Annotated in this window: 19 protein-coding genes; 13 read left to right on the forward strand and 6 right to left on the reverse strand. The window is 65.1% G+C overall.

What is annotated here, in order from left to right:
- The 8 genes from NOV72_RS14265 to NOV72_RS14300 all read left to right on the forward strand — a co-directional run bounded on the left by NOV72_RS14265 (position 1) and on the right by NOV72_RS14300 (position 7,542).
- Positions 1 to 762 carry an SDR family NAD(P)-dependent oxidoreductase gene (locus NOV72_RS14265; RefSeq protein ID WP_106855242.1) on the forward strand — a complete coding sequence of 254 codons (762 nt, stop codon included), beginning with the start codon at positions 1 to 3 and terminating at the stop codon, positions 760 to 762.
- Positions 759 to 1,316, forward strand: coding sequence for a MarR family winged helix-turn-helix transcriptional regulator (locus NOV72_RS14270; RefSeq protein WP_106855243.1), 558 nt, complete (start codon positions 759 to 761; stop codon positions 1,314 to 1,316). Before NOV72_RS14265 ends, NOV72_RS14270 begins: the two co-directional genes overlap by 4 nt.
- An 11-nt stretch (positions 1,317 to 1,327) precedes the next feature.
- A complete protein-coding gene (locus tag NOV72_RS14275) occupies positions 1,328 to 2,179 on the forward strand; it encodes an enoyl-CoA hydratase family protein (protein WP_106855244.1) in 852 nt (283 codons plus the stop codon).
- Positions 2,180 to 3,361: an acyl-CoA dehydrogenase family protein gene (locus NOV72_RS14280; RefSeq protein WP_106855245.1), complete on the forward strand. Its 1,182-nt coding sequence runs from the start codon at positions 2,180 to 2,182 to the stop codon at positions 3,359 to 3,361.
- A complete protein-coding gene (locus NOV72_RS14285) occupies positions 3,358 to 3,807 on the forward strand; it encodes an acyl-CoA thioesterase (RefSeq protein WP_106855246.1) in 450 nt (149 codons plus the stop codon). Before NOV72_RS14280 ends, NOV72_RS14285 begins: the two co-directional genes overlap by 4 nt.
- Positions 3,804 to 4,199, forward strand: coding sequence for a RidA family protein (locus tag NOV72_RS14290; RefSeq protein ID WP_106855247.1), 396 nt, complete (start codon positions 3,804 to 3,806; stop codon positions 4,197 to 4,199). Before NOV72_RS14285 ends, NOV72_RS14290 begins: the two co-directional genes overlap by 4 nt.
- A gap of 12 nt (positions 4,200 to 4,211) precedes the next feature.
- Positions 4,212 to 5,849, forward strand: coding sequence for an AMP-binding protein (locus NOV72_RS14295; RefSeq protein ID WP_106855248.1), 1,638 nt, complete (start codon positions 4,212 to 4,214; stop codon positions 5,847 to 5,849).
- Positions 5,850 to 5,934: 85 nt separating this feature from the next.
- Positions 5,935 to 7,542 carry an ABC transporter substrate-binding protein gene (locus NOV72_RS14300; protein WP_106855249.1) on the forward strand — a complete coding sequence of 536 codons (1,608 nt, stop codon included), beginning with the start codon at positions 5,935 to 5,937 and terminating at the stop codon, positions 7,540 to 7,542.
- Between the two features lie 11 nt (positions 7,543 to 7,553).
- On the opposite strand, the gene NOV72_RS14305 is transcribed toward NOV72_RS14300, so the two are convergent.
- Together NOV72_RS14305 and NOV72_RS14310 are read right to left on the reverse strand one after the other, a co-directional pair.
- Entirely contained in the window at positions 7,554 to 7,808 is a 255-nt protein-coding gene (locus tag NOV72_RS14305; protein WP_106855250.1) for a hypothetical protein, read from the reverse strand.
- Positions 7,809 to 8,106: 298 nt separating this feature from the next.
- Positions 8,107 to 8,721: a DJ-1/PfpI family protein gene (locus NOV72_RS14310; RefSeq protein WP_106855251.1), complete on the reverse strand. Its 615-nt coding sequence runs from the start codon at positions 8,719 to 8,721 to the stop codon at positions 8,107 to 8,109.
- Between the two features lie 99 nt (positions 8,722 to 8,820).
- Between NOV72_RS14310 and NOV72_RS14315 the strand changes: the two genes are divergently transcribed.
- Positions 8,821 to 10,161, forward strand: coding sequence for an aminotransferase-like domain-containing protein (locus NOV72_RS14315; protein ID WP_106855252.1), 1,341 nt, complete (start codon positions 8,821 to 8,823; stop codon positions 10,159 to 10,161).
- Positions 10,162 to 10,164: 3 nt separating this feature from the next.
- Here the strand turns inward: NOV72_RS14315 and NOV72_RS14320 are convergent, their stop codons facing one another.
- Positions 10,165 to 11,016, reverse strand: a complete 852-nt coding sequence (locus tag NOV72_RS14320; protein WP_106855253.1) for a LysR family transcriptional regulator — start codon at positions 11,014 to 11,016, stop codon at positions 10,165 to 10,167.
- A gap of 105 nt (positions 11,017 to 11,121) precedes the next feature.
- Here NOV72_RS14320 and NOV72_RS14325 point away from each other — a divergent pair, with 105 nt between their 5' ends.
- A complete protein-coding gene (locus NOV72_RS14325; protein ID WP_106855344.1) occupies positions 11,122 to 12,000 on the forward strand; it encodes an SDR family oxidoreductase in 879 nt (292 codons plus the stop codon).
- Between the two features lie 51 nt (positions 12,001 to 12,051).
- Here the strand turns inward: NOV72_RS14325 and NOV72_RS14330 are convergent, their stop codons facing one another.
- A complete protein-coding gene (locus tag NOV72_RS14330) occupies positions 12,052 to 14,013 on the reverse strand; it encodes a CaiB/BaiF CoA-transferase family protein (protein WP_106855254.1) in 1,962 nt (653 codons plus the stop codon).
- A 61-nt stretch (positions 14,014 to 14,074) separates the two neighbouring features.
- Between NOV72_RS14330 and NOV72_RS14335 the strand changes: the two genes are divergently transcribed.
- Positions 14,075 to 14,959, forward strand: a complete 885-nt coding sequence (locus tag NOV72_RS14335) for a LysR substrate-binding domain-containing protein (protein WP_106855255.1) — start codon at positions 14,075 to 14,077, stop codon at positions 14,957 to 14,959.
- A 4-nt stretch (positions 14,960 to 14,963) separates the two neighbouring features.
- Here the strand turns inward: NOV72_RS14335 and NOV72_RS14340 are convergent, their stop codons facing one another.
- Together NOV72_RS14340 and NOV72_RS14345 are read right to left on the reverse strand one after the other, a co-directional pair.
- Complete coding sequence (locus NOV72_RS14340; protein ID WP_106855256.1) at positions 14,964 to 15,767, reverse strand: enoyl-CoA hydratase/isomerase family protein; 804 nt, start codon at positions 15,765 to 15,767, stop codon at positions 14,964 to 14,966.
- Between the two features lie 16 nt (positions 15,768 to 15,783).
- The gene (locus tag NOV72_RS14345; RefSeq protein ID WP_106855257.1) at positions 15,784 to 16,539 is read right to left on the reverse strand and encodes an SDR family oxidoreductase; all 756 of its coding nucleotides are present in this window, start codon (positions 16,537 to 16,539) and stop codon (positions 15,784 to 15,786) included.
- Positions 16,540 to 16,729: 190 nt separating this feature from the next.
- On the opposite strand from NOV72_RS14345, the gene NOV72_RS14350 reads away from it, so the two are divergent.
- Both NOV72_RS14350 and NOV72_RS14355 read left to right on the forward strand, forming a co-directional pair.
- Entirely contained in the window at positions 16,730 to 18,031 is a 1,302-nt protein-coding gene (locus NOV72_RS14350; protein WP_106855258.1) for an MFS transporter, read from the forward strand.
- Positions 18,032 to 18,064: 33 nt separating this feature from the next.
- Positions 18,065 to 19,237: a thiolase family protein gene (locus tag NOV72_RS14355; protein WP_106855259.1), complete on the forward strand. Its 1,173-nt coding sequence runs from the start codon at positions 18,065 to 18,067 to the stop codon at positions 19,235 to 19,237.
- Positions 19,238 to 19,288: the final 51 nt, after the last annotated feature.

Consider the following 19,288-nt stretch of genomic DNA (forward strand, 5'->3'; position numbering starts at 1 on the left):
ATGACGGCTCTCGCGAATCAGCACGCGGTCATCACGGGCGGAGGCAGCGGCATCGGTGCAGCGTGCGCCGAGGCGCTCGCACACGCGGGCGCGCGCATCACGCTGATGGGCCGCGATCTCGCGCGCCTCGAAGCGCAACGCGACGCGATGCGCGCGCATGGCGACGTCGCGTGCGTGAGCGTCGATGTGACGAATGAAGCGGCCGTCGAGGAAGCGTTCGCGCGCGCCGGTCCCGTCGATATCCTCGTCAACAACGCAGGCCACGCGCAAGCCGCGCCCTTCGCGCATACCGACGCCGCGCTCTGGCAACGCATGCTCGACGTGAATCTCACCGGCGTGTTTCTCTGCACGCGCGCCGTGCTGCCATCGATGCTCGAACGGGGTCATGGCCGCATCGTGAATGTCGCGAGCACGGCGGGGCAAATCGGCTATGCGTATGTCGCGGCGTATTGCGCGGCGAAGCATGGCGTCATCGGTCTCACGCGCGCGCTCGCCGCGGAAGTGGCGACCAAAGGCGTCACCGTCAACGCGGTGTGCCCCGGCTATACCGAAACCGAACTGCTGCGCGCATCGCTCGATCGGATCATGTCGAAGACTTCGCGCAGCGAACAGGACGCACGCGATGCCCTCGTGCGTCATAACCCGCAACGCCGCTTCGTGCAGCCCGAGGAAGTCGCCAGCGCCGTGTTATGGCTGTGCGCGCCCGGTTCCGCTGCGATGAACGGCCAGTCCATTTCCGTATCAGGTGGAGAAGTCACGTGACCCACGCCGCACGCAACAAGAAGACGACCGCCGCGACGGAGAAAGCGCCGCGCAAGGGCATCGAGAAACCGGCGGATAACGTCGTCGATCTGGAGATGAGCACGGGCGCCGACAGTCACATGGGGCTGCGTCTCTGGCTGCGCATGCTCACGACGACGAACCTCGTGCAAGCCGAATTGCGCAAGCGCCTGCGCACCGAGTTCGATACGACCTTGCCGCGCTTCGATCTGATGGCGCAGCTCGAGCGCCATCCGGAAGGCCTGAAGATGACCGAATTGTCGCGCCGCATGATGGTCACCGGCGGCAACGTGACCGGCATCGCGGATCAGCTCGAAAAGGAAGGGCTCGTCTCGCGCTATACCGATCCGAACGATCGCCGCTCGATCAGCGTGCGTCTCACGGCGCAAGGCCGCATCGCTTTCGACAAGATGGCGACCGCGCACGAGCAGTGGGTCGTCGAAATGTTCGGCGGCCTCGAACTGGACGAGAAATCGCAGACGCATCAGCGGCTCGGCAAGCTCAAGCAACATCTGATGAAAACGCTCAAGGATTGAAGGAGACAGCGATGACCTCATCCGCCGCCGACGCGCTTCTCGCCGGCAATCGCATCACCCTCGCGGACTATCGCGCGACGCACTTCGGCTGGTCCGTGACGAACGGCGTCGCGACCATCATGCTGAATCGACCCGAGCGCAAGAACCCGCTGACGTTCGAATCGTATGCGGCGTTGCGCGACCTGTTCCGCCAGCTCGCGTATGCGACCGACGTGAAAGCCGTCGTGATTCACGGCGCGGGCGACAACTTCTGCTCCGGCGGCGACGTGCATGAAATCATCGCGCCGCTCATCGATCTGCCGATGTCCGAGTTGCTGCTCTTCACGCGCATGACCGGCGATCTCGTCAAGGCGATGCGTCATTGTCCGCAGCCTGTCATCGCCGCCGTCGATGGCGTATGCGCGGGCGCGGGCGCGATCCTCGCGATGGCATCCGACATGCGGCTCGGCACCGCGCGCAGCAAGCTCGCATTCCTGTTCGCACGCGTCGGTCTAGCGGGCTGCGACATGGGCGCATGTTCGATCCTGCCGCGCATCATCGGCCAGGGGCGTGCCGCCGAATTGCTCTTCACGGGCCGCGCCGCGTCCGGCGACGAAGGCTACGACTGGGGCTTCTATAACCGGCTCTGCACGCCGGACACCCTGCTCGACGAAGCCGCGAAACTGGCATCCGAACTCGTCGCGGGCCCGACCTTCGCGCACGGCATCACGAAGAAGATGCTGCATCAGGAATGGAGCATGAGCATCGACGAGGCGATCGAATCGGAAGCGCAGGCGCAGGCCATCTGCATGAGCACGCGCGATTTCGAGCGCGCCTATCGCGCGTTCGCCGCAAAGACGCGTCCCGTCTTCGAAGGAGACTGAATGAACGTCGATCCGCACAGCGCGCTCGCGTGGCCCTTCTTCGACGAACGGCATCGCGAACTCGCGCGCAATGCCGATGCTTGGGCCGGCGCGCATCTGAAGCACATCGATCACGCCGATACCGACGCGGCCTGCAAGCGCCTCGTGCGCATGCTGGGCGACGCGGGCTGGCTCAAGCACTGCATCGGCGGAACGCGGTACGGCGCATCGAACGAGTTCATCGACACGCGCGCCGTGTGCCTGCTTCGAGAAACGCTCGCGAAGCACGACGGCCTCGCCGACTTCGCCTTCGCGATGCAAGGTCTCGGCTCCGGCGCGATCTCGCTCGCGGGCACGGACGAACAGAAGGCGCGCTATTTGCCGCGCGTCGCGAACGGCACGGCATTGGCGGCATTCGCATTGTCCGAGCCCGAAGCCGGTTCGGATGTCGCGGCGATGTCGCTCGATGCGCGCATCGACGGCGATGCTTACGTGCTGAACGGCGACAAGACCTGGATCTCGAACGGCGGCATCGCGGATTTCTATGTCGTGTTCGCGCGCACCGGCGAAGCGCCGGGCGCTCGCGGCATCGGCGCGTTCATCGTCGATGCGGATACGCAGGGGCTGGAGATCGCCGAACGCATCGACGTGATCGCGCCGCATCCGCTCGCGCGCCTGCATTTCGATAACGCGCGCGTGCCGCGCAGCCAGATGCTCGGCGCGCCGGGCGAAGGCTTCAAGATCGCGATGCGCACGCTCGATATCTTCCGCACGTCGGTTGCGGCCGCGTCGCTGGGCTTTGCGCGTCGCGCGATGCAGGAGGGACTCGATCGCGCTGCGTCGCGCAAGATGTTCGGCCAGACGCTCGGCGATTTTCAGCTCACGCAGGCCAGGCTCGCGCAGATGGCGCTGACCATCGACACGAGCGCGCTGCTCGTCTATCGCGCCGCGTGGTTGCGCGATCAGGGCGAGAACGTCACGCGCGAAGCGGCGATGGCGAAGTGGCACGCGAGCGAAGGCGCGCAGCAAGTGATCGATGCCGCCGTGCAGTTGTGGGGCGCTCTCGGCGTGAAACGCGGCACGGCAGTCGAATCGCTGTATCGCGAGATACGCGCGCTGCGCATCTACGAAGGCGCGACCGAAGTGCAGCAGTTGATCGTCGGACGAGACTTGCTGAAGGCGCACGGAGAACGTCAACGATGACACGAACCTTCGACATGCCGATGCGCATCCGCTTCGCGCATTGCGACCCGGCGGGCATCGTCTATTTCCCGCAATACCTCGTGATGACGAACGCGCTCGTCGAGGACTGGTTCAACGACGCGCTCGGCATCGACTATGCGCGAATGATCTCGGCGCGTCGCGTCGGGCTGCCTATCGTCAAGCTCAATTGCGAGTTCGCGCGGCCGAGCCGCATGGGTGAGACGGTGACGCTCACGCTGGCCGTCGATTCGGTCGGGCAGCGCTCGATTCGCATCGACATCGTGTGTCAGTGCGACGGCGAAGTGCGCTTTCGCGCGAAGCAGGTTCTCGTGACGACATCGCTCGACGATGGCCGCTCGATCGACATTCCCCGCGACATCGCCGGCGCCATCGAACAGTTCGCGCCGGGCACGAGCCGCGCAATGCAAGAGGAGACACGCTCATGAAAAAGACGCTTCTGCCTTCGGGCTGGATCAAGCCGCGCGGCTACGCGAACGGCGTCGCGGCGCGCGGCACGCAGGTGTATATCGCCGGGCAGATCGGCTGGGACGAACAGGCGCGCTTCGTCAGCAACGCGTTCGGCGCGCAGGCCGCGCAGGCGCTGCGCAATGTCGTGGCCGTTCTGCGCGAAGCGGGCGGCAAGCCCGAGCATCTCGTGCGCATGACGTGGTATGTGACCGACAAGCGCGCGTATCTCGCGGCGGCGAAGGAAATCGGCGCGGCGTTTCGCGAGCTGATCGGCGATTACGACATCGCGATGAGCGCGGTGCAGGTCGTCGCGCTCATCGAAGACGAAGCGCTGGTGGAAATCGAAGCCACGGCTGTTGTCCCCGACTAAGCGGAGCACACGATGGAACGGTCAGCACACGTCGATACATTCGCGCGCGATCATCTGCCGCCGCAGGATCAGTGGCCGGTGTTCCTGCTCGACAATGCGGATGTCGCCTACCCCGCGCGCATCAATTGCGCGACCGAGTTGCTGGATCGCGCAATCGAAAGCGGACATGGCGAACGTCCCGCGATCTGGTCCGATGTGAACGGCGAGCCGCATGCAACGAGTTATCGCGAGTTGCGCGCGCTCGTGAATCGCAGCGCGCATGTGCTCGTCGATGACATGGGCCTGCGTCCGGGCAATCGCGTGCTGCTGCGCGGGCCGAACACGTTGCAGATGGCGGTCGCGTTCTTCGCGGCGCTGAAGGCCGGTCTCGTCGTCGTGCCGACCATGCCGCTGTTGCGCGCGAAGGAACTGAAGCAGATTATCGACAAGGCGCGCATTTCGGCGGCGCTATGCGACGTGCGCCTGACGGAAGAGTTGAAACGCTGCGAGACGAAGGGCGACGAGTACCATTGCGAAGGACTCGCGCAAGTTCTCATGTTTCACCACGACACGCCCGGTTCGCTCGAATCGCTCGCGCTGACGAAGCCCGATCATTTCGACGCGTGCGACACCGCCGCCGACGACGTATGCCTCATCGCGTTCACGAGCGGCACGACGGGCGCGCCGAAGGGCTGCATGCACTTTCATCGCGACGTGCTCGCGATGTGCGATCTCTTCCCGCGGCACATCCTCGAGCCCGCATCCGACGATGTGTTCTGCGGCACGCCGCCGCTCGCGTTCACGTTCGGCCTCGGCGGCCTGCTCTGCTTTCCGCTGCGCGCGGGCGCATCGACGGTATTGCTCGAAAAGCTCACGCCGGAAACGCTGCTGCGAACCGTCGAACGTTTTCGCGCCACGATCATGTTCACCGCGCCGACGTTCTATCGGCAGATGGCGCCCATTATCAAGGGCTTCGACGTGACGAGCCTGAAGAAAACCGTGTCTGCGGGCGAAGCCTTGCCCGATTCGACACGCGCGCTATGGCGCGAGGCGAGCGGCATCGAGATGATCGACGGCATCGGCGGCACGGAGATGATCCACATTTTCATATCGTCGGCGGGTGCGGATGTGCGCGAGCATGCGATCGGACGCGCGGTGCCGGGCTATGTCGTGCAGGCCGTCGACGATGCCATGCAGCCCGTGCCGCCCGGCACGATCGGCAAGCTCGCGGTGCGCGGCCCGACGGGTTGCCGCTATCTCGCCGACGAGCGTCAGTCGAAGTTCGTGCGCGACGGCTGGAATCTGCCCGGCGATTCAGTCGTGATGGATGAAGACGGCTACGTGTTCTATCAGGCACGCGCCGACGACATGATCGTATCGGCGGGCTACAACATCTCCGGTCCGGAAGTGGAAAGCGTGTTGATGCAGCATGAAGCGGTTTCGGAATGCGGCGTGATCGGCGTACCCGACGAAACGCGCGGGCAAGTGGTGAAGGCCTTCGTGGTGCTCAATCCCGGCTTCAAGGGCGACGATGCGCTCGTCGCCGAGTTGCAGGACTTCGTGAAGCGCAATGTCGCGCCTTATAAGTATCCGCGCGTCGTGGCGTTCCTCACTGCGTTGCCGCGCACCGAAACGGGCAAGCTCAAGCGCTTCGCGTTGCGCTCGATGTAGCAGGCTCGCAGCACGTTTGCTTGGTAGAGTACGGGTCATGCCCGCCGCGAGGCGGCTTGCCAACTCTATCGAGCAAACAAGAAAAATGCTTCTGCCACGACGTTTCCTTGTTGTCACGCTTTCCGCCGCGCTTGCTTTGGGCGCGCAAACTGCATCGGCTGCGAGCAAGACGCTCGTGTTCTGCTCCGAAGGCAGTCCCGCCGGCTTCGATTCCGCGCAGTACACCACCAGCACCGACTTCGATGCCGGCGCTCACGCCGTGTACGACCAGCTCGTCGAATTCAAGCGCGGCACGCTCGATCTCGTGCCCGGTCTCGCGGAGAAGTGGGATGAATCGCCGGATGCGAAGACCTTCACGTTTCATCTTCGGCATGGCGTGAAATTTCAATCGACGCCGTGGTTCAAGCCCACGCGCGACTTCAACGCGGACGATGTCGTGTTCACGTTCAAACGCATGATCGATCCGAACGATCCGTTCCAGAAGGCGCATCCGGTCAGCTTTCCGTATCTGACCGATCTCGGCTACGACAAGAACATCGCGTCCGTCGAGAAGCTCGACGACTACACCGTGCGCTTCACGCTCAAGACGGCGGACGTCGTGTTCGTGCGCAACATCGCGATGGAATTCGCATCGATCGTATCGGCGGAATACGGCGCGCAATTGCTGAAGCAGAACAAGCCGGAAGACATCAATCAGAAGCCCGTGGGCACGGGCGCATTCGTATTTCGCGACTATCAGAAAGACGCGACGATCCGCTACGACGCGAATCCGGCGTACTGGAACCGGAAGGACGTGCATATCGACAAGCTCGTGTTCTCCATCACGCCCGATGCCGCCGTGCGCCAGCAAAAACTGTCGAGCGGCGAATGCCAGGTGACGTCGTTTCCGCGCCCCGCCGACATCGCCGCTTCGAAGCAGGACCCGAAGCTCACGGTGCTGTCGGGTGTCGGCTTCAACGTCGCATATGTGGGCTACAACACGACGCACAAGCCGCTCGACAACGTGAACGTGCGACGCGCGCTCGACATGGCCATCGACAAGCAGGCGATCATCAAGACCGTCTACGAAGGCGCGGCGGCCGTCGCCACGAACCCGATGCCGCCTTCGCAATGGTCGTATAACAAGGCGCTGAAAGATGCGCCGCGCGATCCCGCGAAGGCCAGGGAACTGCTGAAGGAAGCGGGCTTTCCGAACGGCTTCGCCATCACGCTATGGGCGATGCCCGTTCAGCGCGGCTACAACCCGAACGCGCGGCTGATGGCGCAACTGATTCAATCGGACTGGGCGAAGATCGGCGTGAAGGCGAACATCGTCACGTACGAATGGGCCGAGTACAACAAGCGCGCGAAGACGAACGGCGAGCACGATGCGATTCTTTACGGCTGGCTCGGCGACAACGGCGATCCCGACAACTGGCTCGGCACGACGCTGGGCTGCGATGCGGTCCACGGCAGCAACATGGCGAAGTGGTGCAACAAGCAGTTCGACGATCTGCTCGCGAAAGCGCGCCTCGTCACCGATCAGAACGCGCGCACGAAGCTCTATGAAGAAGCGCAAGTGGTGTTCAAGGATCAGGTGCCGTACACGCCGCTCGCGCACGCCAACATCTTTCAGCCGATATCGAAGCGCGTGCACGGCTATCTGATCAGCCCGCTCGGCGGACATCGCTTCGACGGGATCACGCTCGATTGATTGCGAGGCGTTCAACCTCCGCGAAACCACGCATCGATGCTGTCGCGCTCCTCGCGCTTGCCCGACTGCGTCTTGTACGCATCGCCGCCACCGACCGCGCTGGTGGCGGCATCCGGCGCATCGTGCGCGGTCTTCGCGTGCGCTGCATGAGCGGCGCGCGCGTCGTGCGATACCGGCGCGACCGCGCCGCACTCGTCCGCGAACGCGGGCACGGCCGACAACGCCGCGCTCGCGACAAGAAGAATATTGATGGTCCTCGCTTTCATTGCTATCCCCGTGGATGATCGCTAAAAAGAGGCGCGACCGATCAACACGGTTCCCGGAATCGAATCATCGTGCAGAAAGCATCGCGCCCGCTGCATTCATTGCATGGGCTATGCCAATGACGACGAGACGTCGCTCTGATTCGCTGCGAGGCCCGTAAATAAAGGGGATTGGCGTGACGCACGATGGCCGGCCGGAAGCGCGCATGTCGGACGACGGCCAACGCTCGCGCGCTGTCCTGTGCGATGCAATCCGACAGCACCGCCCCGGATAGGTCCGCCAAGCCGCAAGCGGTTTCTTCTACGCGAGCGCGGTTGCGTCGATAAACGGCGCGATGTTCTTCATCGCGCGCTCGATGTAGATCTCCTTCTCGCCGACAGGCACCACGTATTGCAACGCCTCACGCGCCGCTTTGACGCCTTCGAGCCGCGCGATCATCCACGCCGCGAGATACTGCGACGCGAGACATCCGCCCGCCGTCGCGAGGTTGCCGTTCGCGACGAACGGCTGGTCGAGCGTGCGCACGCCCGCTTCCTCGACCCACGGCTTGGTGATCGAGTCCGTGCAGGCGGGCACGTCCTGAAGCAGGCCGAGCTTCGCGAGAACGAGCGTGCCCGAGCATTGCGCGCCGAGCAACTGACGCGCGGGATCGAGCCTGATGCGCGCCAAAAGCGATGCATCGGCGACCACCTGGCGCGTGAGCCTGCCGCTGCCGACGATCACGGCATCGGCGTTCGCGGCGTCTTCGAGCGTGGCTTGCGCCTTCACCACGACGCCGTTCATCGAGCGCACTTCTTCCGAAGGCGACGCGATCGACACCTTCCAGTCCGGCTTTTTCACGCGATTGAGAATGCCGAGCGCGATCATCGAATCCAGTTCGTTGAAGCCCTCGAAAGTAAGAATGGCGATATGCATGATGTGCTCCTTTCAGCGCATGGGTTGCACGTGTCCATGCTACGGCCCAGAATAAATACAATCAAAAAATTGTCATGAATACATCGAGCAGGCCCTCTCATGCCGAAACCGCCGCGCTACAAGCAGATCGTCGACCGATTCGTCGAGGACATTCGTTCCGGCCGGCTCAAGGCGGGCACGCGTCTGCCGACGCATCGGGAACTGGCCGCGCGCGAAGGACTCGGCATCGTGACCGCGACGCGCGTCTATGCGGAGCTGAACGCGATGGGTCTCGTCAGCGGCGAAACGGGACGCGGCACCTTCGTGAAGGAAACGACGCTCGCGCGCGAGCTCGGCCTCGATCAGGTCGCCATCGCCGCGGACATGGTCGATCTGAACTTCAACTATCCCGCGCTGGCGAGTCAGGCGGAGTTGTTGCGCAATGCGTTGCGGCAGTTGTCGTCGGCGGGCGATCTCGAAGCGCTGCTGCGCTATCAGCCGCATGGCGGACGCGCACGCGACCGCGCGACGGTCTCGCGTCATCTCGCGCGCCGCGGGCTCGACGCGGACGCGAGTCGCGTCATGCTCGTCGATGGCGCGCAGCACGGTCTCGCCACGACCGTCATGGCGCTGTTGAAACCCGGTGATGTGGTCGCCGTCGATACGCTGACCTATCCCGGCTTCAAGCTGCTGGCAGAGGCGCACAGGCTCGAACTTGCGCCGCTGCCGGCGTCGGGCGCGGGCCCCGATCCCGACGCGCTCGATGCGCTCTGCAAGCGGCGGCGCGTGCGCGCGATCTACACGATGCCGACGCTGCACAATCCGCTCGGCTGGGTGATGACGGCCATGCGCCGCAGGCAATTGGCCACGCTCGCGCGCAAGCACGGCTTCTTCATCATCGAAGATGCGGCCTACGCCTTTCTCGCCGACAACGCCCCGCCGCCGCTCGCCGCGAGCGCGCCTGAACTCACGGTGCACGTTTCGGGATTCTCGAAGAACGTGGCAACGGGCTTGCGCGTCGGCTATGTCGTCGCGCCGCTCGAATGGGTGCCGAAGATCGAGCGCGCGATCAGGGTGACGACGTGGAATACGCCCGGCGTGATGACGGCGATCGCGTGCGGCTGGCTCGAAGACGGCACGGTCGAGCGGCTCGAAGCGGAGAAGCGCGCGGACGCCTCCATGCGTCAGACGATCGCGGCGCGCGCGTTGGGAAAATTGAAGCGCGTCGCGCATCCCGCTTCGTATTTCGTGTGGCTGCCCATGCCCGAGGAAGTGCGCGCGGATCGCATTGCGGCGGCGCTGATGCAAGAGCGGATTTCGGTGTCGCTGGCCGAGCCGTTTTGCACCGCGGCACACGTGCCGCATGCGTTGCGGCTGGCGCTGGGATCGGTGGATGCGCAAACGTTGAGAAGCGCGCTGGGACGGGTCAGAGAAATCGTTGAATCTCACATCGATATTTAACGCTCACTCCGCGCTCTGCAGCATGTTCAGAAACGCGCGCACTTTCGCGCTCAGCAACCGCCGCGAACTATAAAGCGCCCAGATTTCGACGGCCGGCCCCGCTTCCAGACCGAGGGCGACGAGCCGCCCCGCCGCGATCTCCGGCTCGACGAGCAAGCCCGGCAACAGCGCCACGCCCGCGCCTTCGAGCACCGCCGTGCGCGCCATCAGCAACGACGACAAACGCAATACTGGCTCGGGCGTGATCGTGCGCTCGCGGCCGTCGTCGCGCTGAATCCGCCACGCCGCGCCGTCCGCGCGCGCGAGCACGACAGCAGGCAAGAAAGATGCGTCTTCGTCGATCGTAGCGCCGCGCGCCGCGACCAGCACGCGCCGGTCGGTCGCGATGCGGCGTCCGACCAGCAGTTCGTCGGCGTCGGGATTGATGCGGATGACGAGGTCGTAACCGTCCTGCACCGGATCCGCGACACGATCTTCCGCGACGATTTCCAGCTCGACCTGCGGATACGCCGACGCAAACCGCGACGCGATGCGCGGCAGCACGACGTGCGCGAACACGATCGGCGCGCTCACGCGCAGGCGTCCGCTCGGCACGGGCGCACGCGAGCGGATCGCTTCGGCGGCGTCGTCGATTTCGGCGAGCAGACCGCGCGTGCTCTCGTGCAGCGCGCGGCCTTCCTCGGTCAGACGCAGCGTGCGCGAGCCGCGCTCGATGAGCCGCACGCCGAGACTTTGCTCCAACTCGGCGACGCGCCGCGAGAGCGTCGCTTTCGGGCGGCCCGTGTGGCGCGCGGCGGGTCCAAAACCGCCGTGCAGCGCGACGGCGTTGAAATCGGCGAGTGCGGTCAGATCCATTGTTCGTTCCATCGATGAGACGAGCCGTCTCGATCGATGGTCTATCGGCTCGAAGACGGAACATCTATCGTAGGCACTGTACTCAACGTATCCAAGGAGATCGACATGACTATTCTCGTGACGGGCAGCACCGGCGTTATCGGTACACAGGTTCTCGACCATCTGAAGGACAGCGGCGCGGACGTGCGCGCGCTGACGCGTTCCCCGGAGCGCGCGAGCTTTCCGGCGGGCGTGACGGCGGTCAAGGGCGAGCTGGGCGAAATCGGCACGTTGCGCGAGACGATGAAAGACATCGACACGCTCTTTCTGCTCGCGCCGAACGCCGCCGATGAACTGACGCAGGCGTTGCAGGCGACGAGCATCGCGCGCGAGGCCGGCGTGAAGGGCATCGTGTATTTGTCGGTATTCAAGGGCGACGTCTACACGGACGTGCCCCACTTCACCAGCAAGCACACGGTCGAGCGCATGATCGGGCAATGCGATCTGCCCGCGACGATCCTGCGCCCCGCGTACTTCATGCAGAACGACATCCGTCTGAAAGATGCGCTGCTGCATCACGGCGTGTACGGCATGCCGATCGGCGCTAAAGGTATTTCGATGGTGGATGTCCGCGATATCGGCGATGCCGCCGCGCGCGAACTGCTGCGCCGCGAACGCAGCGATGCGCCGCTGCCGCGCGAATCGTACGAACTCGTCGGCCCCGACGCGCTGACCGCCGACAGCATCACGGCAATCTGGCGCGACGCGCTGCAACGCGAGATCCACTACGGCGGCGACGATCTCGACGCGCTCGAAGCGCGCATGAAAGGCGCGGGCCCCGAATGGCTCGCCTACGACATGCGCCTCATGATGCAGCGTTATCAACAGGATGGCGCGGTGGCTTCGTCCGAGGAAGTCGCGCGTTTGACTTCGTTGCTCGGCCGGCCGCCGCGCGCGTATCGCGATTTCGCCGCCGATTCCGCACGCGAATGGAAGACGCAATAAGGTAATCGACAATGCCGGGCGGAAATCAATCCGCACGCGATACGTGGATATTTAGCGCATATCGTCGCGAATCTCCGCCGCGTGGCGGTCTTCCGGAACTGGAGCGCGTGCCGGCGCTGGCGGCGCACGCCTGACGATTTCGGGCGCGCCGGGAACGGCGCGCACGCACGCGGGCGTTTTCGCGAGGCGGTACGGCACCTTCAGCACCGGCCAGAACGCGCCGCTCGCATCGCGGGCGGCGGAGAGGGCATCGGCGAGGAAGTCGCTGTCCTCGAGCAATTCGTCCACGCGCATCACCGGCACGGCTTGCGCAATGCCGCTCGCCGCCACGGCTTTCGGTTGCGTGATGCAGCGCGCGCGATCGGCGTCGGTGACGTCGCCTTCGGTCCAGACATGGCCGTCGAGGCAGGCGAGCGTCTGTCCGCGCGACGCGCCCTTGCCCGCCGCGAACAACGCGCACCACGCGGCGACGTCCTGCATCGAATTTTCGATGAACGTGCCCGCCTCGTCCGCCGACGATGCGAGCCGCGCGACGATCGCGAAGAGCGCGGCCTGTCCGCCGAGAATGTCCGCCGCCGATGCGCCGATCTTCACCGGTGCGCCGTCGCTTTTCGTGAGATCCATGAGGCCGCCCATCGCCTGAATGACGGTATCGAACGCCGGCCGCGACGGATACGCCGACGCAATGCCGAAGCCCGAAATCGAGCAATAGACGAGCCGCGGATTCATCGCGCCAAGCGTCTCGCGCGTGAAGCCGAGCTTCGCGAGCGCGCCGGGACGCAGATTTTCGACGAGCACGTCGGCGTCCTTTAGCAGCGTGCGAAGATGGGCGCGATCGGCTTCGTGCTTGAGATCGAGCGCGATCGTCCGCTTGTCCGTGTTGTTGAGCGCGAAGAAATAGCTCGTGCCGCCCTGCCCCGGCTTCCACGAACGCGCGACTTCGCCGCCGGGTGGCTCGATTTTCACGACCTGCGCGCCGAGCGCGGCGAGATGCTTGCCGACGAGCGGCGCCGTCGTATATTGGCCGATTTCGATCACTCTGACGCCCGCGAGCGGCCCCGCGTTGCCTTCGCTGTTGCGCGTTCGCGGTTTCGCGGCGGCGCGCGTTTCGCTCAACGCCGAGGTTTCGAAAATCGAAACCTGCCGATAAGTCTTCGCATCGATGCCGTTCGCTTCGATGTCGCGCGCGGCCCGTGCATGACGCATGCGGAAGTTCGGCTCGTCGTGCAAATCCGCGATGCCGACGATCGGCCCCGCCGCCACGCCGATGCGCTCGCACATCCGCGTGCAATCGTCGGTGGCGAGCGTCGCCGTCCAGGTTTCGATGAGCGCGTCGAGTTCATCGACATGCGTGACGCGATTCGACAGTGTCGCGAAGCGTGCGTCGTCGAGCGCCGGCACGCGCGCTTCCTGCCGCAGCTTGCGCCATTGCTCTTCGGTGCTCGTGCAGATGAGAATCCAGCCGTCGCGCGTGCGGTACGCGTTCCACGGCGCGCACGCCGGATGACGATTGCCCACGCGCGCCGCACTGCGGCCGGCAAACGCGGCGGGCAGGAAGGTCGTCAGCGCGCTGGTTGCGCAGGCCATCAGCGTGACGTCGATGTTCTGCACGATTCCGCGCAGGCGCTTCACGCGCACCGCCGCCGCAATCGCCGCCGCCGCGTAGAGCGCAGCCGATATCTCCGTCAGCGCAATGCCGATGCGCGCCGGACCGCCGTGCGCGAAACCGGTCGTGTCCATGAGGCCGCTCATCGCCTGGATTTGCGCGTCGCTCCACGGCGTCCCGGCGCGCGAATCCTGCGGTCCTGTCGCGGTGATGTCGCACACGATGTGCGCGCCCGAAGCCTTCCAGTCAGCCGCATGATCGACATCCGACGATACGACGATCACGTCGTAATCCACGGAATTCGCCGCTGCGAAATCGACCGTTGCGCCCGCCCGTTCGAGCAGCGCCGCGCACAGCTTCACCGCATCGCGCTCGCCGCAAGCCAGTACCCGCACACCTTCCAGCATGATCGTCTCCTCCGTATCTCCACGGCTGGCGCGCGTGCGCCCGCGTTGCTACCATCGTTCGATGCGAACCCTTCCGTCACTCAACGCGTTGCGCGCCTTCGAAGTCTGCGGGCGTCTGCTCAGCATCCAGCTCGCCGCGGACGAACTGAACGTCACGCCCGCCGCCGTCAGCCGCCAGATCAAGCTGCTGGAAGACCAGCTCGGCGTGCTGCTCTTCGAACGCGGACACCGCGCGATCACGTTGACGCCGATGGGCTCGCGCTATCTCGCCGACGTGATCCGCAGCTTCGACACACTGCGCACCGCGACCGTCAATCTCACCGAGGCGAGGAAGCGCCGCACGCTGAAGATCCGCGCCTACACGACCTTTTCGATGAACTGGCTGCTGCCGCGTCTCTCGACGTTCCATCGCGACCATCCGGACATCGAAGTGAGCCTGACCACATCGCTGCAACCGGTCGACTTCAACATCGAGGACGTCGATGCCGCGATTCGTCTCTCGCACGCGCCTTCGTCCGATCTCGGCTTCGACCGGCTCGTGCCGAACGAACTCGTGCCGGTATGCAGTCCGTCGTTTCTGAGCGCGCATCCCGAACTCAACGACGCGACGCCCGAATCGCTGCGCAACGTGCCGCTGCTGCATTCGCTCGCGCGCCGCGAAGACTGGTCGAAGTGGCTCGACGCCGCCGGCGTTCACGGCGTGAACCCGCTCGGCGGGCTCAGTTACGAAAGCTCGGTCCTCGCGTACTTCGCGGCGACGCAAGGGCATGGCATCGCGATGGCGCAGCGCGTGCTCGTCGCGGACCAGTTGAGCGCGGGCACGCTCGTCATGCCGTTTTCCTTCGTGCTCGATCTCGGCGCGTACACGTACTACCTGATCTATCCGCCCGAGCATCTGTCCAGTCCCGAGTTCGCCGCGTTTCGAACGTGGCTGCTTTCGGCGTGACGAATCAACGTCCGCGATAAACCGGCGCGCGCTTCTCCGCGAAAGCCTTGCGTCCTTCCACGCGATCTTCCGATTCGCGCATCGCGCCCCACGCGAGTTCGGTGAATTCGAGCGCCTGTGCAAGCGGCACGTTCGCGCTCGTCTCGACGACCTTCTTGATCATCTGCACCGCGAGCGGCCCGTTCGACGCGATCGTGCGCGCGAGTTGGAGCGCGTCGTCCATCAGGCTTTCCGGTTCGGCGATATCCGATATCAAACCGATGCGATGCGCATAGTCCGCGTCGATCTTGCAGCCGGTGAAGAGCATCTTCATCGCGATGGCCGACGGCACCGCGCGCTGCAACGCCTGAATGCCGCACACGGCGGGAATGCTCGCGACGACCGCTTCGGGCAAGCCGAACACCGCGCGCTTCGACGCGATGCGCAGATCGCACTGCAACGCGAGTTCGAGACCGCCGCCCAGGCAATAGCCATTGATCGCGCCGATGACCGGCTTGAAGAGGCGCAGCGAACTCAGTTCCATCAAACGCACGTAGATGCCTTCGGCGCCCGCGCGATCGATCGACTTCACGAACGACGATCCGAACGATGTCGAAGGCGGCAGCGTGCGCTTCAGATCCGCGCCGACGCAGAACGACTTCGTGCCCGCGCCGGTGATGACGATCACGCGAACGTCGTCGTTGTCGCGGGCATCGGCGAGACGCGCGCGCAGTTCGATGAGCGTGTCGATATCGAGCGCGTTGAGCGCTTCGGGGCGATCGAGCGTCACGACGGCGACGTGATCGGACACGTGATAGCGAATGGTCATGATGTGCTCCCGGCGCTCAAACGCTCGGCGACGACAGCGAGCGGCCACCGCACACATACAGCGTCTGTCCGGTGATGTACGACGCCTCGCGCCGCGCGAAAAAGCGCACCGCCTCCGCGATATCCTCCGGCGTGCCGATGCGCTGCACCGGCACCGACTTCTTCAGCTTCTCCTGAAGCTCGGCATCGAAAGCCTGAAAGAGCGGCGTATCGACGATGCCCGGCGCAACCGCATTGACCGTGACGCCGTCCTTCGCCCATTCGAGCGCGAGGCTGCGCGTGAGACTCACGACGCCGCCCTTCGCCGCCGAATAGTTCGCCTGACCCGCGCCGCCGAGCCACGCGCGCGACGAGATGTTCACGATGCGCCCGTGCTGCGCCGCGCTCATGTGCGGCAGCACCGCGCGGCAGCACAGGAATTGCGACTTGAGATTCACGTCGATGACGGCGTCCCAGTCGTCGTCGCTCATGCGCGTGATGCGCTTGTCGCGCACGATGCCCGCGTTGTTCACGAGCACGTCGATGCGACCGTAACGTTCGATCACCGCATCGACGGAGCGGTTCACCGATTCGCTGTCCGTCACATCGACGGGCAGCGCGATCGCGTCCGCGCCGGATGCGGCGAGCTTCGTCGCGGCGGCGTCGAGCGCGGCGCGATCGAGATCGAAGAGCGCGATGCGCTTGCCGTCGCACGCCAGCGCCTGAGCGATGCCGAAGCCGATGCCTTTCGCGCCGCCGGTGACGATCGCCACTTCCTGTGATGAAGCATTCATTGCTGTCTCCTTGAACGAATGCCCCGATGCTAGGACTCCGCACGCCATGCGCTCAAACGACATTTTTTGCGGTTTCGATTGAGTTCTCGTCAATCAAAAAATCTCAATCGAGTGCGCAAAAAATGTCGTTTGAGCGCGCGTGAAGCCAAACCTACGATGCGTCCATCACAAACACACACGGAGACGCATCATGGACACCACGCTTCCCAACGTCGCGGAACCGGCCGAAACGCCGCTCACGCGCACGCAGCGCAAGGCGATCGTCGCGGCGACGCTCGGCACCATCGTCGAATTCACGGACTGGATCATCTATGCGACGTTCGCGTCGCTGTTCTCGCGGCAGTTCTTTCCGGCGAACAACGCCAGCATCGCGCTGCTCGCGGCGTTCGCGGTGTTCGCCGTCGGCTTCGTGATGCGGCCCATCGGCGGCGCGCTGCTCGGCGCGTATGCGGATCGACACGGCCGCAAGAACGGCCTCGCGCTGTCCGTCGCGCTGATGGCGGGCAGTTCGCTCGTCATCGCGGCGTGTCCGGGCTATGCGTCGATCGGCGTCGCCGCGCCGCTCGTGCTCGTCGCCGCGCGGCTGGTGCAGGGCTTCGCGGCGGGCGGCGAGTTCGGCTCCGCATCGACCTTTCTGATGGAATCCGCGTCGCCTTCGAGGCGCGGTTTCGCGGGATCGTGGCAGCACTTCGCGGTCAACGGCGGCGTGCTCGTGGCGGCGTCGATCGGTGCGCTGCTCACGTCGATGATCGATGCGCCCGCGATGGCCGCGTGGGGCTGGCGCATCGCGTTCGCGATCGCCGGGCTGATGGGCTTCGTCGCGCTGTGGTTCCGTCTGGCCGTCTCCGAAACCGACGCGTTCAGGAAGAACGTCTCGTCGCGCCAGCACGCGCGGCATCCGGTCGCGACGATCTTTCGCGAGCATCGGCGTGCGGCGTTGCGCGTGATCGGCATCGCGATGGCGGGCAATCTCTGCATCTACCTCTGGCTCGTGATGTTCCCGACGCTCGCTCACATGCGCGGCCTGCCGCTGCGCGATGCGTTCAGCGCGAGCGTCGTCTCGATCGTCGTGTCGCTCGTCGCGATTCCGCTGCTCGGCATGTTGTCGGACCGAATCGGACGCAAGCCGGTGCTGATCGCGTTCGCCGCCGGCTCCGCGCTGTTCGCGTATCCCGCGCTGCGCTTTCTCACCGACGATTACTGGAGCGCGACCGCGATCGTCACCATCGGCATGTTGCTGTCGTCCGGATTCGCCGCCACGTGCGCGACCGTGATGGCCGAGCAGTTCCCCGCGCATGTCCGGGCGACGGGCGTCGCGCTGCCTTATGCGGTGTCGGCGGCGCTCTTCGGCGGCACGCTGCCCACCATCGTCACGGCGATGAACAGCGCCGGGCGCTCGCAATACCTCTGGATCTACGTGGCCGCCGTGTGCGTGGCGAGCTGCATCGTCTATGCGCGCATGCCGGAAACGCGCGGCAAGACGCTCGACTGAGACTTTTCTTTTTCAAATGCAATGGAGACAACCATGCGCAAAGTGGTGATCGGCGGCGTCGGCATGACGCCCTTCGGCAAGTTTCTCGAACGCAATCTGAAGTCGCTCGCGGAAGAAGCGGTGTCGCTCGCATTGAAGGACGCGCACGTCGGCGTGAACGATGTGGACCGCGTGTTCTTCGGCAACGCGGCGGCGGGCGTCGTCACGGGACAGGAGATGATTCGCGCGCAGTCGTCGCTGCGTCACACCGGACTCGACGGCAAGCCGATGTTCAACATCGAGAACGCGTGCGCGTCCGGCAGTTCGGCGTTGAATCTCGCGTGGCTTTCGGTGGCGTCGGGGCAGGCGGAGACGGCGCTCGTCGTCGGCGTGGAGAAGCTGTCGCACGAGGACAAGGCGGTTTCGTTCGGCGCGTTCGCGAAGGCCGTCGATCTCGAAGAGCCGCTGCCCGAAGGCGTGACGGCCGGAACCGGCTCGCTCTTCATGGACCTCTACGCCGCGAAGGCGCGCAAGTGGATGGAAAAGACCGGCGCCGAGGCGAGCGACTTCGCGCGCGTCGTCGTGAAGAGCCGTCATGCGGGCTCGCTGAATCCGCATGCGCAGTTCCGCAAGGAAACGAGCGTCGAGGAAGTGCTGACGAGCCGCATGGTCAGCGATCCGCTGACGCTCTTCATGTGCTCGTCGATCGGCGATGGCGGCGCGGCCGTGTTCATCTGCTCGGAAGCATTCGCGGCGAAGCGCGACATCCGTCCGGTGTACATCCGCGCGAGCTCGATCGTGTCGGCGAAAGCGGACGGCGCAGGCGAACTCGTCGCGGTGCGCGCGGCTCGCGCGGCGTATGAGGAAGCGGGCATCGGACCGGAAGATGTGCACGTCGTCGAATTGCACGACGCCTCCGCGCCCGCCGAACTCATCCACTACGAGAACCTCGGCCTGTGCGCGCCCGGCGATGCGCCGAAGCTGATCCGTTCCGGCGATACGGGCATCGGCGGAAGGATTTCGGTGAATCCGAGCGGCGGTTTGCTCTCGCGCGGGCATCCGGTCGGCGCGACGGGCGTCGCGCAGATCGTCGAACTCACGGAGCAGTTGCGCGGCAAGGCGGGCGCGCGGCAACGTCCGGGCGCGAAGGTCGCGCTGGCGGAGAACAACGGCGGTCAGCTCGCGGGCGATTCGGCCGTCGCGCTGGTCACGATTCTCTCGACGTAACCGCCGCAGGTCGTTAGCGCGATAATGGCTGCTTCCCATGAGCGCGCCGAC

The organism is Caballeronia novacaledonica, assembly GCF_900258035.1.
Lineage (GTDB): Bacteria > Pseudomonadota > Gammaproteobacteria > Burkholderiales > Burkholderiaceae > Caballeronia > Caballeronia novacaledonica.

Coding starts and splice junctions, on each gene's coding strand:
- NOV72_RS14280 (WP_106855245.1), top strand. CDS start 2,180: ATGAACGTCGATCCGCACAGCGCGCTCGCGTGGCCCTTCTTCGACGAA.
- NOV72_RS14330 (WP_106855254.1), bottom strand. CDS start 14,013: ATGCTGGAAGGTGTGCGGGTACTGGCTTGCGGCGAGCGCGATGCGGTG.
- NOV72_RS14290 (WP_106855247.1), top strand. CDS start 3,804: ATGAAAAAGACGCTTCTGCCTTCGGGCTGGATCAAGCCGCGCGGCTAC.
- NOV72_RS14325 (WP_106855344.1), top strand. CDS start 11,122: ATGACTATTCTCGTGACGGGCAGCACCGGCGTTATCGGTACACAGGTT.
- NOV72_RS14340 (WP_106855256.1), bottom strand. CDS start 15,767: ATGACCATTCGCTATCACGTGTCCGATCACGTCGCCGTCGTGACGCTC.
- NOV72_RS14355 (WP_106855259.1), top strand. CDS start 18,065: ATGCGCAAAGTGGTGATCGGCGGCGTCGGCATGACGCCCTTCGGCAAG.
- NOV72_RS14315 (WP_106855252.1), top strand. CDS start 8,821: ATGCCGAAACCGCCGCGCTACAAGCAGATCGTCGACCGATTCGTCGAG.
- NOV72_RS14295 (WP_106855248.1), top strand. CDS start 4,212: ATGGAACGGTCAGCACACGTCGATACATTCGCGCGCGATCATCTGCCG.
- NOV72_RS14345 (WP_106855257.1), bottom strand. CDS start 16,539: ATGAATGCTTCATCACAGGAAGTGGCGATCGTCACCGGCGGCGCGAAA.
- NOV72_RS14350 (WP_106855258.1), top strand. CDS start 16,730: ATGGACACCACGCTTCCCAACGTCGCGGAACCGGCCGAAACGCCGCTC.
- NOV72_RS14310 (WP_106855251.1), bottom strand. CDS start 8,721: ATGCATATCGCCATTCTTACTTTCGAGGGCTTCAACGAACTGGATTCG.
- NOV72_RS14335 (WP_106855255.1), top strand. CDS start 14,075: ATGCGAACCCTTCCGTCACTCAACGCGTTGCGCGCCTTCGAAGTCTGC.
- NOV72_RS14300 (WP_106855249.1), top strand. CDS start 5,935: ATGCTTCTGCCACGACGTTTCCTTGTTGTCACGCTTTCCGCCGCGCTT.
- NOV72_RS14305 (WP_106855250.1), bottom strand. CDS start 7,808: ATGAAAGCGAGGACCATCAATATTCTTCTTGTCGCGAGCGCGGCGTTG.
- NOV72_RS14265 (WP_106855242.1), top strand. CDS start 1: ATGACGGCTCTCGCGAATCAGCACGCGGTCATCACGGGCGGAGGCAGC.
- NOV72_RS14275 (WP_106855244.1), top strand. CDS start 1,328: ATGACCTCATCCGCCGCCGACGCGCTTCTCGCCGGCAATCGCATCACC.
- NOV72_RS14320 (WP_106855253.1), bottom strand. CDS start 11,016: ATGGATCTGACCGCACTCGCCGATTTCAACGCCGTCGCGCTGCACGGC.
- NOV72_RS14285 (WP_106855246.1), top strand. CDS start 3,358: ATGACACGAACCTTCGACATGCCGATGCGCATCCGCTTCGCGCATTGC.